We start from the raw sequence: 14,208 nt of genomic DNA on the forward strand, positions 1-14,208 counted from the left end.
ATGAGGAAGTAGTGCCGATGCTTGCCCTGATCCAACGCGTCTCTCAGGCCCGTGTCGAGGTCGGGGGTGAAATCGTCGGCCAGATCGAGCGCGGCCTGCTGGCCCTGGTCGGGGTGCAGCCGGAGGATGGTCCGAAGGCGATCGACAAGATGGCCGAGCGTCTGTTGGCCTATCGGGTGTTCGAGGACGAGACGGGCAAGATGAATCGCTCGCTGAGCGATGTCGGGGGTGGCCTGCTGCTGGTCAGCCAGTTCACCCTCGCCGCGGACACCCGCTCCGGATTGCGCCCCAGCTTCAGCAGCGCGGCGGCGCCGGATCTTGCCCGGCAGTGCTTTGACGCGCTGCTGGCAGCCTGCAGGCAGCGTCATCCGAGGGTTGAAAGCGGGCGCTTCGGGGCCCATATGCTGGTGAGCCTGACCAATGACGGGCCCGTCACCTTTCTGCTGCAGAGCTGAACGGAACTGGGTTTCGCGACCGCGGTCACGCCGCATTACTCCATCCCGCTGGCAGCGTCAATCAGCAGACGCTATACTGGCGCGTTCTCGTCCGCACTTTACTCAGGTTCCGCATGGCGATCGAAAAGCAGGAGCAGCAGTCCGATATCAAGCAACTGATCAGCAAGGGGCTTGAACAGGGCTACCTGACCTATGCCGAGGTCAATGATCATTTGCCGGGCGACATTGTCGACCCCGAACAGATCGAAGACATCATCGGCATGATCACCGGCATGGGCATCGAGGTGCACGAAGTTGCGCCCGACGCCGAGGCCCTGCTGATCGCCGGTTCTTCCGGTGCCAATGATGACGAAACCGCGACCGAAGAAGCGGTGGCGGCACTGTCGGCACTGGATACCGAAGGCGGCCGAACCACCGACCCGGTGCGCATGTACATGCGCGAAATGGGTACGGTGGAGCTGCTCACCCGCGAAGGCGAAATCGCCATCGCCAAGCGCATCGAAGAGGGCCTGAATCAGGTCCAGGGCGCCCTGGCCAGCTTCCCCTGGGCGATCCTGCTGTTGATCGAGGAATACGACCAGCACCTGGAAGGCAAGAAGCGCCTGACCGAAGTGGTCTCGGGTTTTGTCGATCCCAACGAGCTCAACGATGAGCCGGTGTCCGGCGCTAGCGACAGTGATGACAGCGGCAGCGACGACAGCGACAGCGACGACGACAGCGACGACGACGACACCAGCAGCGACGACGACGAGACCAGCAGTGGTCCGGATCCGGTCGAGGTGCAGCGTCGCATGGAGTCGATGCGTGGTCTGTACCAGAAGTTCCAGAAGAGCCACACCAAGTCGGTCGACGACAAGAAGGCTCTGAAGCTGCGCGAAGAGATGGCCGCTGAATTCATGGGCCTGAAGCTGCCGCTGCCGCTGCTGGAGAACCTGGTACGCAAGCTGCGTGAAGTGGTCAACGCGACCCGCGTCCATGAGCGCATCATCATGGAACATTGCGTTAAGCACGCCAAGATGCCGCGCAAGGATTTCCTGAAGGCATTCCCCGGCGCCGAGACCAATCTCGAGTGGGTTGATGAGCTGGTCAAGAAGAAGCAGAAGTGGTCGCCGACGCTGAAGGATTATCGCGAGGCGATCATTGCCGAGCAGCAGCAGCTGATCACCATTGAGCAAGCGCTGTTCCTGACTCTGCCGGAAATCAAGGAGATCAATCGCTCGATGGCGATTGGCGAGGCCAAGGCACGCAAGGCCAAGAAGGAAATGGTTGAGGCCAACCTGCGTCTGGTGATCTCGATCGCGAAGAAATACACCAACCGCGGCCTGCAGTTCCTCGACCTGATTCAGGAGGGCAATATTGGCCTGATGAAGGCGGTGGATAAGTTCGAGTACCGTCGTGGTTACAAGTTCTCCACCTATGCCACCTGGTGGATTCGTCAGGCCATCACTCGCTCGATTGCCGATCAGGCCCGCACCATCCGCATCCCGGTGCACATGATCGAGACGATCAACAAGCTGAATCGCATTTCCCGCCAGATGCTGCAGCAGTTCGGCCGCGAGCCGACGCCAGAGGAACTGGCCAAGGAAATGGAGATGCCGGAGGACAAGATCCGCAAGGTGCTGAAGATCGCCAAGGAGCCCATTTCGATGGAAACTCCGATCGGCGACGACGAAGACTCGCATCTGGGCGACTTCATCGAAGACACCAGCATCGACTCGCCGATCGACACCGCCACCACCACTGGCCTGATGGAAACCGTACGCGACGTGCTGGCCGGCCTGACCCCGCGCGAGGCCAAGGTGCTGCGCATGCGCTTTGGTATCGACATGAATACCGATCACACCCTGGAAGAGGTCGGCAAGCAGTTCGATGTCACTCGCGAGCGCATCCGTCAGATCGAGGCCAAGGCGCTGCGCAAGCTGCGTCATCCGAGCCGCTCGGAGCAATTGCGCAGCTTCCTCGATATCGAGTAAAGGCGGTAGCGGGCCGGCTGAGACCCACCCAGCAGCCCGTTGGATACACGACGAACGCCGCCTTTGGGCGGCGTTTTCGTTTCTGCCCGACCAGAATCACCCGCCGGACCGGACTACTAGCGCTGAAACCCCTAAACTGCTTGAAAAACCCTCGCCAACCCCTTGAATCATGGCAATTCAGGGGTAGACTGGCCGATAGCGTCTGAGGGGTAAGCCTGGAATGAATGTAGATAGCGCGGACATCGCCAAACTGTATCCGCTGGACAGCCTGCGCGCCGAGACACGCGAACAGCTGGCCGGCGAGGCAGCAGTCACCGAATACCTGAAGGGCGAGGTGCTGTTTCGCGCCGGCGACCTCGACAGCGACACCTTCTACGTCCTCGACGGGGTGATCCAGGGCCAGTACCCCGATGGCCGGACCAAGACCTTCGACTCCAAGTCACTGCAAGGCCGCTACGCCATTGGCGACTCGCAACCGCGGCGATTCACCGCCCAGGTCAGCAGCGACAGCGCCTGCGTGTTGCGCCTCGACCGCCGCTATGCCGAGAAGGTCATCGCCTGGGATCAGTTGTCGCGATCGGAAAACTTCAAGCATTTCGATGCCAGCCCCGAGGGCAACCGCTGGGTATTCCGTTTGCTGCAGAGTCGCGCTTTTCACAAGCTGCCAACTGGCAACATCGAGCGCATGTTCCAAAGTTTTGATGAGGTCGAAGTCAGCGCTGGCGAGCAGATCATTCGCGAAGGTGATCAGGGCGACTACTTCTACGTCATCAAGGAAGGCGCAGCCTCAGTAGCCAAGATGCTCGACGGCGCCGACACCACGGTGGCCTATCTGGTTCGCGGCGACTGCTTTGGCGAAGACGCCCTGCTGTCCAACACCACGCGCAATGCCACGGTACGGATGATGCAGAACGGCCGCTTAATGCGGCTCGGACGCAAAGCCTTCGAGGAAGTTTTGAAACCACCGGTGGTGGAATGGCTGACGCCGGGCCAAGCTTCGATCTTGGCTCGCCAAGGCGCCGTGGTGGTCGACGTGCGCCTGCCGGCCGAGCATAGTCAGCGTGCCATCAAGGGCTCGTTGAACATGCCTCTGTTCCGCCTGCGTGAGGATGCTGCGGAAAAATTCGACCGCCGGCAGAAGTTCATCGTCTACTGCAATACCGGCGAGCGCAGCGCTGCCGCTGCATTCATCCTGACCCGGCTCGGCTATGCCCACGTCTACGCCCTGCAGGGCGGGCTGGCCGGCATGCTGCGACAGCAGGAGAAGGCTGGGGCGGTGGGGTAACAGCGCAAGCGGGCCCGCAGCGTCGGGCCCACCCGCCGCGGGCGCTTATTCGGCGACGATGCCGAGGCCGACACTGGCGCCCGCCGCAACCATGAACAGGCGTCGGCCGCTCCCACTCCCGGACCGAGGCTCGGGCCAGGGGCCAGCGCCCTACGCCCTCACTTCGCCATCGACGATAACGGCATCGGCGGGCCGCGCAGCAAATAGCCCCACCGTCACTACACCCACGATTTGGTTGAGATCACGCTCCAGGCCAACCGGGTCGACGATCTCCAGGTTGTGCACATCCAGAATCCAGTTGCCATTGTCGGTAACCACGCCATCGCGCCAGACCGGCTGGCCACCGCGCGCGGCAATCTGACGCGCAACATGCGAGCGCGCCATCGGAATCACTTCAACCGGAAGCGGGAACTTGCCCAGCACATTCACCTGCTTGGCGGCATCAATGATGCAGACAAAGCGCTGGCTGCAGGCAGCGATGATCTTCTCGCGGGTAAGCGCAGCACCGCCACCCTTGATCAGACGGCGATGACCATCGCATTCGTCCGCGCCGTCAACGTACAGCGGCAGCTGACCGGCTGCATTCAGATCGAGCACCGGGATGCCGATCTTCTTCAGCAATGCGGTGCTCTGGTCAGAGCTCGATACCGCGCCCTCGATACGGTCACGCCAGCCGGCCAGGCTCTCGATGAAGTATTTCACCGTACTGCCGGTACCAACACCTACCACGCTTCCTTCCTCGACAAATTGCAGGGCGCGTTCGGCTGAGCGCTTCTTCATCAGTTCACGATTGTCCATGACTCACTCCAGATTGAGCAGATAGTTCCACTGAGCCTTCTCGACCGGCATCACCGACAGCCGATTGCCGCGCCGCAACAGGGCGAAGTCACCCAGGGCTTCGGCGTGCTGCTTGATCTCATCCAAGGTAATTAAGCGCTTCAGCTTGCGCTCAAAGCGCAGGTTAACCAACTGCCAGCGCGGGTTCTCAGGGCTCGACTTCGGATCAAAGTAATCGCTTTCCGGGTCGAATTGTGTCGGGTCGGCGTAGGGCTCACCATCGACGCGGGCGATGCCGGCTATGCCGGGCGGCGTGGCGTTGGAATGATAGAACAGCACGCCATCGCCGGGCTTCATCTCGTCGCGCATGAAGTTGCGCGCCTGATAGTTGCGCACGCCGCTCCACGGCTCGCTGCCCACCCTTTGCAGATCATCAATGGAGAATTCCTCCGGCTCCGATTTCATCAGCCAGTAGTGCTTGGCCATTACTTAGCTAGTCCCTTGTTAGCAGGTTTCGATGCAGTCGACGCGATTGGCTCAGCCCGCTGTGCGGATGACTTCGCGTTCGGTGACGATGAGGTCCAGGGCCACGTCCCAGGGCGCGGCCGGCAAGCGCGGCAGTTCCTGAAAACTGTAAGCGATGCCGATCAGCTGTGGCCGCTGTGGCCGCGGCATGTGATTGAGAAAGGCAAAGCTGCGGTCATAGTAGCCACCGCCGCTGCCGAGCCGGGTGCCGTCGCGGGTGAAACCGATCAGGGGCACCAGGACGACATCCAACGCCTCGGGACGCAGCAGCGACTGGTCGGGCAGATCGGGCTCGGGTATCCCGTACCGATTCGGCTTCAGCGCCTCGCCCGGGCGCCAGGGCGCAAACGCCAGGCGCTTGTCCGGCAGCAGGCAGGGCAGGCAGTACTGCGCCTCGGGCGGCGTGGGTGGCAGCGCGTGCAACGGCAACTCACCGTCGCAGGCCCAATAGCCGGCAAGTCGTGCGCCGTTCCAGTACGGCTCAAGCAGACCCCCGACCTGGGTTCCGGCGCGCACCCGTTCGGCCGCACTCAGGGCACGACGACGTTGGCGCAAGTCAGCGCGCAAGGCGCCGCGATCGAACTCGGTCATTGCGGTCGCGAATGAGAGTGGATGCGTCCTCCGCCGCGTCGCCGTCTGCGCTGACGACCTTGATCCCGAGGATCAGGTGGGCAGGCTCTTCCGGCATTGGGCTTTCCGCTGAACGCGGACTTGCTCGCCAGCCCGGATATCGCGTGCCCGGGGTCGTTATATAGGGTCAAGGCAATTGAAAGCGCAGAACAACGAACACGGCAGAAGACACCGACAGAGTTTAGCAATCCGCTGCCTGACTGGCGATGCAATAAACAGCGTTTTCTGCCAATTCACTCAGCAGAACGGCATCTGCCGCCTGCCGCGAGTGCTCGGCATGGGTGCGGGCCTTGGAATGCCGTGCTCAGCCGGCAAGCGGCGAAAGACGCTGCAGTTGACGGTCCAGATCCTGCAACAGGCGCTCTGTCTGGCTATGCTGATCAGCCAGGGCGCGCTCGGCCTGCAGGCGCTCATGGGCCAGATTCAGCGCCGCAAGCACCGCCACCCGCTCAAGGGTGGCCCCCTTGCTGACCTGCTTCATGCTGCGCAAGCGTTCATCCAGCAGGCGGGCGGCCTCGACCAAACCGGCCCGCTCATCTTCGGCACAGGCCACCAGATAGGCCTTGTCGAGCAGACGCACCTCCACCGGCGCGCCGCCGCCGTCTCCGTCCGATGTCGAACTCATGCGTTATGCTCCAGGGCCTTGAGGCGCTGAATCATTGCCTCGACCCGCGATCTGGCCTGATCATTCTTGGAAATCAGCGCCGCCCGCTCCTGCTGCCATTGCTCTTGTTGGCTGCGCAGCTGTCGATTCTCTTCATCCAGTCGACGCGCCAGCTCAAGCAATTGCTCGATGCGCTGGTTGAGCTGAGAGAGCGGGGTCGGGGCCGGATTCATCCGATGACGATAGGGTCAGCGCGCAAGCGCGGTCAAGCCCGATGCGTGCTGGCGCAGAAACTCCAGGCAGTCGACCTCGCTCAGCGGGCGCGCCAGCCAGTAACCCTGAATCTCATCGCAGCCATGATGTCGCAGGAAGGTCAGCTGCTCTTCCGATTCGACGCCCTCGGCTACCACCTTCAGATCGAGCGTGTGGGCCATATTGATCACCGTGGCGGTGATCGCTTCATCGTCCGGGTCGCGGGTCAGGTCGCCGACGAACTCCTTGTCGATCTTCAAGGTATCGATTGGCAGGCGCTTCAGGTACACCAGGGACGAATAGCCGGTGCCAAAGTCGTCGATGGCCAGCTTCACACCCATGCGGCGCAGCTGGCGCAATACGCGAATCGCCTGCTCGGCATTGGCCATCACCATGCTCTCGGTGACTTCGAGTTCCAGTCGTTGCGGCGGCAAGTCGGTGTCGCGAATGACCTGTTCGATCTGGCGCTCCAGATGACCTCGCAGGAACTGCGCCATCGAGACGTTCACCGCCATCACCAGGTCAAGATGACCCTGCTGCCGCCAGCGCGCCAGGGTGCGTGCCGCTTCCTGCAGCACCCACTCACCCAAGGGCAGGATCAGGCCGGTCTCCTCGGCCAGCGGAATGAAGCTGGCTGGCGGGACCGGGCCGAGCTCGGCGCTGTGCCAGCGCAGCAAGGCCTCCACTCCGGTCACCTGATTGCTGCGCAGACTCAACTTGGGCTGGAACATCAGGCTAAGTTCGTTGCGCTCGATGGCCTTGCGCAGGGACGACAGCATGACCATGCGGCGACGGGTATCGGCATCCAGCGACTCGTCGTACACCTGCCAGTTGTTGCGCCCCTTGTCCTTGGCCGCATACATCGCAGTATCGGCAAATTTGAGCAGATCAGCCGGCACCTGACCGTGCTCGGGGAACAGCGCTATGCCGATCGAAGGCGAGATGATCACCTCGCCACGCGATTCCAGATCCAGCGGCTCGGCAAAGGTCTGGATGATCCGCGCCGCCATGTGCTCGGCGGCGGAACGATCGGATAAGTCCTCCAGTACCACGGTAAACTCGTCACCGCCAAGACGGGCGACCGTATCACTTTCGCGCACGGTTGAGAGCAACCGTACCGCCGCTGATTTCAGCAGCCGGTCACCGGCCGCATGACCCAGCGAGTCGTTGACATCCTTGAAGCGGTCCAGGTCGATGAACAACACACCAATCTTGGTGTGATTGCGCCGCGCGCGCACCACCGCCCGGGCCAGGCGCTCGGACAACAGAGTGCGGTTCGGCAGGCCGGTCAGGGTGTCGTAGCTGGCCAGATAACGCAGCTCCTGCTCGGCGCGACGCTTCTCGGTGACATCCGACAACACCACCACGTAGTGGGTGCGTTGACCACGGGCATCGCGCACTTCGGCCAGCTCCAGCCAGGCCAGGAATTCCACGCCGTCCTTGCGTCGCTGCCACAACTCGCCCTTCCACTTGCCGGTGCGTTCGGCGCTGGCCCGCAGCCTTGAGTAGAACTCCGGTTGCTGCTGCTCGGAATCGAGCAAGGAAGCCGAGCGCCCCTCCACCTCGTCCAGCTCATAGCCGGTGATGCGGGTAAAGGCTGGATTGATCGACACGAAGTGGAACTGCAGGTCGGTCACCCCGACCGCCTCACCCATGCTGCGCAGCACCTCGGAGGCAATCCGCCGCTCGCCTTCGGCTTCGCGGGTCTGGGTCACATCACGGGCCGTACCTGCCATGCGCAGCGGTCGACCGTCGCGATCGCGCTCGACCAGCTTGCCGCGCGAGCGCACCCAGATCCATTGCCCCTTGGCATTGCGGATTCGGTGCTCGGACTCGAACGCCGGTGTCTCGCCGGCGATATGCGCCTGCAGAATGCTCTGCACCCGCGGCAGATCGTCAGGGTGCACCGCGCGCTCGCGCCATTCGTCGGTTGAAAGACTGTGCTGCTCGGGAAGACCCAGCAGCTGGTCGGCACCGATGCGGATCAGGGAGTTGTTCGGAATATCCCAATCCCAGAATTCGTCGCCCGAGCCCCACAACGCCAGTTTCAGTCGCTCTTCGCGGGCGCGCAGCTCGCGCATCATGGTCAGTTCCTGCTGACGCCTGCGCTGACGCGCGCGCAGCACCGCCAGCACGATGCCGATCGTGCTTAGCAGGTAGATCAGCTTGGCAACATTGCTGGCCCACCAGACCGGCTCGACGCGCAACTCCAGCCCCAGCTCATGGGCACTGACGTGACCATCAAAGTTGCTGGCGCGCACCCGCAGTCGATAGCTGCCCGCGTCCAGATTGGTGTAGACCGCGGTCGGCTCGTTGCTTGGCATGCTCCAGCCGTTATCGAAACCTTCCAACAAGTATTGGAAGCGATTGCGCTGTGGCGATGTGTAGTCAAGCGCGGCGAAGCGGAAGCGAAACACCCGCTCATCCTGCGCCACCACCCATCGTTCGATCGGCACCAGGGGGCGCAGGGTCGATTGCAGCCGGCTGGCGCTGAGCTGAGTGAATGCCAGCGGCGCATCGAAGACGCTTTCTCCGACCCGACTGGGGTCGAACAGATTCAAGCCCTTGATGCCGCCAAACAACAACCGGCCATCATCCAGTCGAAGCTGCGCGCCGCCGTTGAACTCGAGGTCCTGCAAGCCGCCGCGCAACCCAAACGCGCGCACCGCGCGAGTGGCCGGATCGATCCGCATCAACCCCAGATTGCTGCTCGCCCAAATCGCACCATCACGCGCCTCCAGTACGGCGTAAATGGTATTGCTGACCAGGCCGTCGCCCGTCGACAGGCGCTCGAAACGCAGCTGGTCGGCGGCGAGATCATCGCTGGTCACCGCCACCCCGCTATGGGTTGCCACCCAGAGGCGCCCATCGCTGGCTTCTTCAACCCCGCGCACCAAGGTACCGATCACCGAGTCCGGCCGATTGGCGTCATAGTCGAACTGCGTGATGCGATCGCTGTCCGGGTCAATGCGGTTCAGGCCACTCAGGGTGGACACCCAGATCTGGCCGCGTCGATCCTGGTAGATGTGATTGATCAGATTGTGGCTGAGGCCGCCAGACTCACCGTCGCCTTGCTGGTAGAAGCGCCATTCGCCGGAGGGCAGCAGACGTGCCACGCCGGAGGCATAGCTGCCGAACCACAGGCTGCCATCGCGGCTGCGCAGGGAATAACGCAGCACTTCGCCGAACGGCCGGCCCTGCGGATCGGCCGGTATCAGCCGCCACTGCGCGCGACCCTGCTCGGGATCGAGCAGGTACAGGCCCTGATCGGTGCTGACCCAGATCTGGCTGCCTTCCGCGCGCGACAGACCGAGCACACGGATGCCGCGGCCCTGCGCTGCCGGCGGGCGGGCCTGATTGATGGCCTCAATGAAATTCTCAAACTGCCCGGTGTGCAGGTCTAGACGCTTCAGCCCCTGCCGTTCGGCGCCGACCCAGACATGCCGCTGATCGATCTGCAGCAGCACACGGATGTTATTGCTGCCGCGCAGATCAAAGCGCCGATCCAGATCGAGCATCAGGGTAAAGCGCGCGCCGTCGGCCGGACTGGTCGAGATGCCGGTGGATTCACCGCCGACCCAGAGCAAGCCACTGGGGTCGACCATCAGGCTGGCCACCGCCTGCTCGGGCAGGCCGGCCGGCAGACCCGGCACGTAGTCGATTCGATCAAGCGTGGCGCTGTCCGGCTGGTAGCGCAGCAAGCCGCCCTGCACTGGCGCCATCCACAAGCGTCCGGATTGATCGCCGCTTAGCCGGTAGATCGGCTCGAAGGGTTGTCCATCGGGTCGCAGCTGCGGTTCCAGGCTGGCTGTCTCATTGACCCTGAACAGGCCGTCGAGTCGGGCCACCCAGAGCCGCTGCTGGGCGTCGCGATGCAAGGTGAAGGCCGGCGTGTCGCCGCCCACCGCCTGGTAGCTGCCGCTGCGCCGATCAATGCGGAACAGACCGCCATCGGTGGCCGCCCATAGAAAGCCTTGAGCATCGAACTCAAGTGCGCTGGAACGCGGCATGCCGGCACGGTCGATGCGCGCCTGATTGAGCAGGCGCACAACCTCGGTGCGCTGGCCACTGAGCGGATCGACACGTTCAATTCCCGCGCCGGTGCCGAGCCAGATCTGCCCGTCGTCTGCCACCCGGATCGATGACACCTGGTTGCGCTGCGGATCGTCGACCGCAGCGTGATCGAGCCGGGTGATCTTGCGCGTGCGCAGATCGAGCCTGGCCAGGAAGTGAGCATTGAAGCCGATCCACAGGACATCCTGCTCGCCGAGTGCCAGGGCGGTGACAAAACTGGCCGGCAGCGAGGTCTGATCGTTGGGGTCGTGCTGAAACAGTTCGAACTGATAACCGTCGTAGCGATGCAGGCCGCCCTGGGTGGCCACCCAGACAAAGCCCTGACCATCTCTAAGCATGGCGTGCACGGTGTTCTGCGCCAGGCCCTGCTGGCTGCTGATCGACTCGAAGAAATAATCGCGACGCACCGCCTGAGCCGGACCGACCAGGCCGCAGACAGTGCACAACGCGACCAGCATGGCCGCCATGCGCTGTCGTCTCGTCTGCCCTGCCCCGCAGCCTCTCGGCACAACTCCTCCCGGCCCAAGCACGAGCGCCACCACCGGCCCGGAATCGTGTCAGGGCGCGCCCGCGTCGAGTGTAGAGCCTGCCGGGCGCCGGGCCTAGCATCACTGCAGTCGGCAGGCTTGGGCGGCACAGCGGTTACCATGTACGGCATTCCAAGAACGGACTTCAACTGTGGCTGGCCAACTGCCTACTCATAGCGCCCTCGATCAACTTCTGCGCGGCCTGCAGCTGGGCGTCGACCCGTCTGAGCTGCATGGCGCGCTGTGCGGCTTTCTCTGCGCCGGCGGCGAAGCCAGCGAACATGGCTGGTTGGAACAGCTCGCCCTGCAGGCCGACCGCAAGGACCACGAAGTTGAAATGCTGCTCGATCTGTTTCGTGTCAGTGCCGCCCAGCTGCTGGATCCGCAGTTCGGTTTCGAACTGCTACTACCCGAAGATGAACGTCCACTGCGCGATCGGGTCGACGCGGTGATCACCTGGGCTCGCGGATTCCTCGGCGGTTTCGGTCTGGCCGCCGGTGCCCGACCGGCGCTATCGGCCGAGGGCGACGAGGCGCTGCGCGATATCGGCCGCATCGCCGAAGCCGCGCCGAGCTGCGACGACCCGGACAGCGATGACGAATCCCTGGCCGAGATCGTCGAGTTCCTGCGCGTGGCGGCGATGCTGCTGATGAGCGACCGACCGGAGCATCCGGGCGGCAGTCAGAGCGTGCACTGATCACCGAGGACTTTACGCCGAGTGCAAGGCCCACTTGCACGAGAAGCAACCGCAATCGATCAGTGCTTCAGCGCGCGGCTCTCGACCCTACATCGGCGCCCCCTCATGAAATATCCGGGCTAACTCGGCGCGTCTGAAAAGTTCAGGATGGACTTGTTCAGAACTTCCCTATAGACCCTCACTACGCGCCGGGGGCTGTTTGCCCCTCCCCTTGCGGCGCGCAGCGCCGGAGGGGGAGGTTGGGAGGGGGTCTGACTGACCACAGAAAACGTCGATGGCGACGTACCCCTGCAGCCTGAATTCAAACCGCTTATCCTTGGCGACAGCGCCCTCCGCAACACAACGATCCACTCTGCCATGATCAAGAACACCGAATACGCCAAGCGTCGTCGCCTGCTGATGCGGCAGGCTGGAGAGGACAGCATCCTGATTCTGCCGGCGGCACCGGAACGGGTACGCAGTCGTGACACGCATTACCCGTATCGCCAGGACAGCGACTTGCTCTATCTGAGCGGCTTTGCCGAACCCGAGTCGGTGCTGGTGCTGGTGCCGGGACGCAAGCATGGCGAAGTCTTGCTGTTCTGCCGCGAGCGCAACGCTGAGCGCGAGACCTGGGATGGTCCGCGACTGGGGCCAGCACGAGCACCGGGGGTGCTGGGGTTGGATGATGCCTACGATATCGCCGATATCGACGACATCCTGCCCGGCCTGCTGGAAGGTCGCAGCAAGGTCTACTACCACTTCGGCCGCGACGCCGATTTCGACCTCAAGTTGATCGGCTGGGTCAACCGGGTGCGGGCACTGATCCGCCAGGGCGCGCGGCCGCCGCATGAGTTCCTCGAGCTCGGCCATCTGCTCAATGAGCAGCGCCTGTTCAAGAGCCGCGACGAGCTGAAGGCGATGCAGCGCGCTGCCGATATCGCCGTCGAGGGCCATTGCCAGGTGATGCGCGCCTGTCGCCCAGGCCTGTTCGAATACAGTATCGATGCCGAGCTGAGCTATGTGTTCAGACGACATGATGCCCAGCATGCTTATGAGCCGATCGTTGCCGCCGGCAACAACGCCTGCGTGCTGCACTATCGCGACAACAAGGCAGCACTGCACGATGGCGACCTGCTGCTGATCGATGCCGGCGCCGAGTGGCAGGGCTATGCCTCCGACATTACCCGCACCATCCCGATCAATGGCCGCTTCAGCGCCGCGCAACGCGCGATCTATGAGCTGGTACTGGAGGCACAGGCCGCAGCGATTGCCGCGGTGCGTCCGGGCGCACACTGGGATGCGCCACACATGGCAGCAGTGGAAGTGCTGGCCGAGGGCATGTTGTCCCTGGGCCTGCTGAAGGGCACGCTGAAGCAGGTGCTGAAGAAGGAACAGTACAAGCCGTTCTACATGCATCGCACCGGCCACTGGATCGGCCTCGACGTGCACGACGTCGGCGACTATCGCATCGATCAGCAGCCGCGCATTCTGGAACCGGGCATGGTGCTCACCGTCGAGCCGGGCCTCTATCTCGATGCCAACAACAAGCAGGCACCGAGCAAGTACCGCGGCATTGGGGTGAGAATCGAAGACGATGTGGTGGTCACCGAAGGCGGCTGTCGAGTGTTGACCGAGGCGGCACCGAAGGCCATCGACGCCGTCGAGGACTGGATGCAGCGCAGTCGCGCCGCCTGAGCGTGCTTCAAATGAGCAGTGACTGAACTCGTGCCATCGCCGCCGCCGACGGGCAAAACCGCCAACTGCCACGCGCCCTGTAGGCAAAGGCCGTACCGGCGCCCCAACGCAGGCTGAACCGCGCGATGCAACCCGCTGTTCAGAACGGCCAATGCCTGGGCACAGTCAGGCCACGCAGGGAGGCGCACCTTTCAACTGACTGGGGAGCACGATATGGCGTTTTCGCAAGCTGCTGGTAACCGCTCGGCCGTGGCCGACATCAACATCACCCCCTTGGTCGATGTGATGCTGGTCTTGCTGGTGATCTTTATGGTTGCCATTCCTGTCATCGAACGCCCAATGTCGATGACCGTGGCGCCGGGCCCGGAGCCCAGCGTCAGCGCCGAACCGATCGAACTACGGGTCAATGCCGAGGGCCAATTCGTGTTTGCCGGCCAAACCTGGGATCGCGCATCGCTGCAAGGCTTGCTGACCCTGGAGTCGAGCCGCAGCCCACAGCCGGCGGTGCACCTGATCGCCGATCAGGAAGCGCCCTATCACCGAGTCACCGAAGCCCTGAATCTGGCCCGCTCCAGTGGCCTGACACAGGTGGGCATGCCCTAGCCTAGCTAGCAGCCTGTCGGACTTCGTCCCGCGAAACGCGATTTCGGTCGATCTTACCCAACGATCGATGGCGTCAGGTGGTTCTTCGATTCGGCAATCGGTCGGCCCTTCGCCGAATCGCTGAACGTG

At 63.2% G+C, this 14,208-nt stretch carries 12 protein-coding genes and 1 other RNA gene; 6 read left to right on the forward strand and 7 right to left on the reverse strand.

Translation table 11 applies throughout. The features are described from left to right. The first annotated feature begins 17 nt into the window (after positions 1 to 17). The 3 genes from dtd to IFO71_RS17220 all read left to right on the forward strand — a co-directional run bounded on the left by dtd (position 18) and on the right by IFO71_RS17220 (position 3,713). Positions 18 to 455: a D-aminoacyl-tRNA deacylase gene (dtd, locus tag IFO71_RS17210; RefSeq protein WP_192030903.1), complete on the forward strand. Its 438-nt coding sequence runs from the start codon at positions 18 to 20 to the stop codon at positions 453 to 455. 113 nt (positions 456 to 568) lie between these two features. Beyond that, positions 569 to 2,428, forward strand: coding sequence for an RNA polymerase sigma factor RpoD (gene rpoD, locus IFO71_RS17215; RefSeq protein ID WP_192030904.1), 1,860 nt, complete (start codon positions 569 to 571; stop codon positions 2,426 to 2,428). A 220-nt stretch (positions 2,429 to 2,648) separates the two neighbouring features. Beyond that, a complete protein-coding gene (locus IFO71_RS17220) occupies positions 2,649 to 3,713 on the forward strand; it encodes a cyclic nucleotide-binding domain-containing protein (RefSeq protein WP_192030905.1) in 1,065 nt (354 codons plus the stop codon). A 150-nt stretch (positions 3,714 to 3,863) separates the two neighbouring features. Here the strand turns inward: IFO71_RS17220 and rpiA are convergent, their stop codons facing one another. The 7 genes from rpiA to IFO71_RS17255 form a co-directional block, all read right to left on the reverse strand. After that, positions 3,864 to 4,511, reverse strand: coding sequence for a ribose-5-phosphate isomerase RpiA (gene rpiA / locus IFO71_RS17225; protein WP_225444749.1), 648 nt, complete (start codon positions 4,509 to 4,511; stop codon positions 3,864 to 3,866). A gap of 3 nt (positions 4,512 to 4,514) precedes the next feature. Continuing rightward, complete coding sequence (locus IFO71_RS17230) at positions 4,515 to 4,976, reverse strand: EVE domain-containing protein (protein WP_192030906.1); 462 nt, start codon at positions 4,974 to 4,976, stop codon at positions 4,515 to 4,517. A 51-nt stretch (positions 4,977 to 5,027) separates the two neighbouring features. Beyond that, positions 5,028 to 5,606: a 5-formyltetrahydrofolate cyclo-ligase gene (locus IFO71_RS17235; RefSeq protein WP_192030907.1), complete on the reverse strand. Its 579-nt coding sequence runs from the start codon at positions 5,604 to 5,606 to the stop codon at positions 5,028 to 5,030. 23 nt (positions 5,607 to 5,629) lie between these two features. Beyond that, positions 5,630 to 5,816, reverse strand: a non-coding RNA gene (gene ssrS / locus IFO71_RS17240) — 6S RNA. A gap of 133 nt (positions 5,817 to 5,949) precedes the next feature. After that, positions 5,950 to 6,270, reverse strand: coding sequence for a cell division protein ZapA (locus IFO71_RS17245; protein WP_192030908.1), 321 nt, complete (start codon positions 6,268 to 6,270; stop codon positions 5,950 to 5,952). Continuing rightward, complete coding sequence (locus IFO71_RS17250) at positions 6,267 to 6,482, reverse strand: TIGR02449 family protein (RefSeq protein WP_192030909.1); 216 nt, start codon at positions 6,480 to 6,482, stop codon at positions 6,267 to 6,269. The genes IFO71_RS17245 and IFO71_RS17250 overlap by 4 nt, the downstream gene beginning before the upstream one ends. 15 nt (positions 6,483 to 6,497) lie before the next feature. Beyond that, positions 6,498 to 11,033 (reverse strand): EAL domain-containing protein, encoded by a 4,536-nt coding sequence (locus IFO71_RS17255; RefSeq protein WP_192030910.1) that lies wholly within the window; start codon positions 11,031 to 11,033, stop codon positions 6,498 to 6,500. A 220-nt stretch (positions 11,034 to 11,253) separates the two neighbouring features. Here IFO71_RS17255 and IFO71_RS17260 point away from each other — a divergent pair, with 220 nt between their 5' ends. From IFO71_RS17260 to IFO71_RS17270, 3 genes are all read left to right on the forward strand, one after another. Then, complete coding sequence (locus tag IFO71_RS17260) at positions 11,254 to 11,799, forward strand: UPF0149 family protein (RefSeq protein ID WP_192030911.1); 546 nt, start codon at positions 11,254 to 11,256, stop codon at positions 11,797 to 11,799. Between the two features lie 357 nt (positions 11,800 to 12,156). Beyond that, a complete protein-coding gene (locus IFO71_RS17265) occupies positions 12,157 to 13,476 on the forward strand; it encodes an aminopeptidase P N-terminal domain-containing protein (protein ID WP_192030912.1) in 1,320 nt (439 codons plus the stop codon). 213 nt (positions 13,477 to 13,689) lie between these two features. Further along, positions 13,690 to 14,079, forward strand: coding sequence for an ExbD/TolR family protein (locus IFO71_RS17270; protein ID WP_192030913.1), 390 nt, complete (start codon positions 13,690 to 13,692; stop codon positions 14,077 to 14,079). Positions 14,080 to 14,208: the final 129 nt, after the last annotated feature.

This window comes from Pseudomarimonas arenosa (assembly GCF_014841215.1).
GTDB lineage: Bacteria > Pseudomonadota > Gammaproteobacteria > Xanthomonadales > Xanthomonadaceae > Pseudomarimonas > Pseudomarimonas arenosa.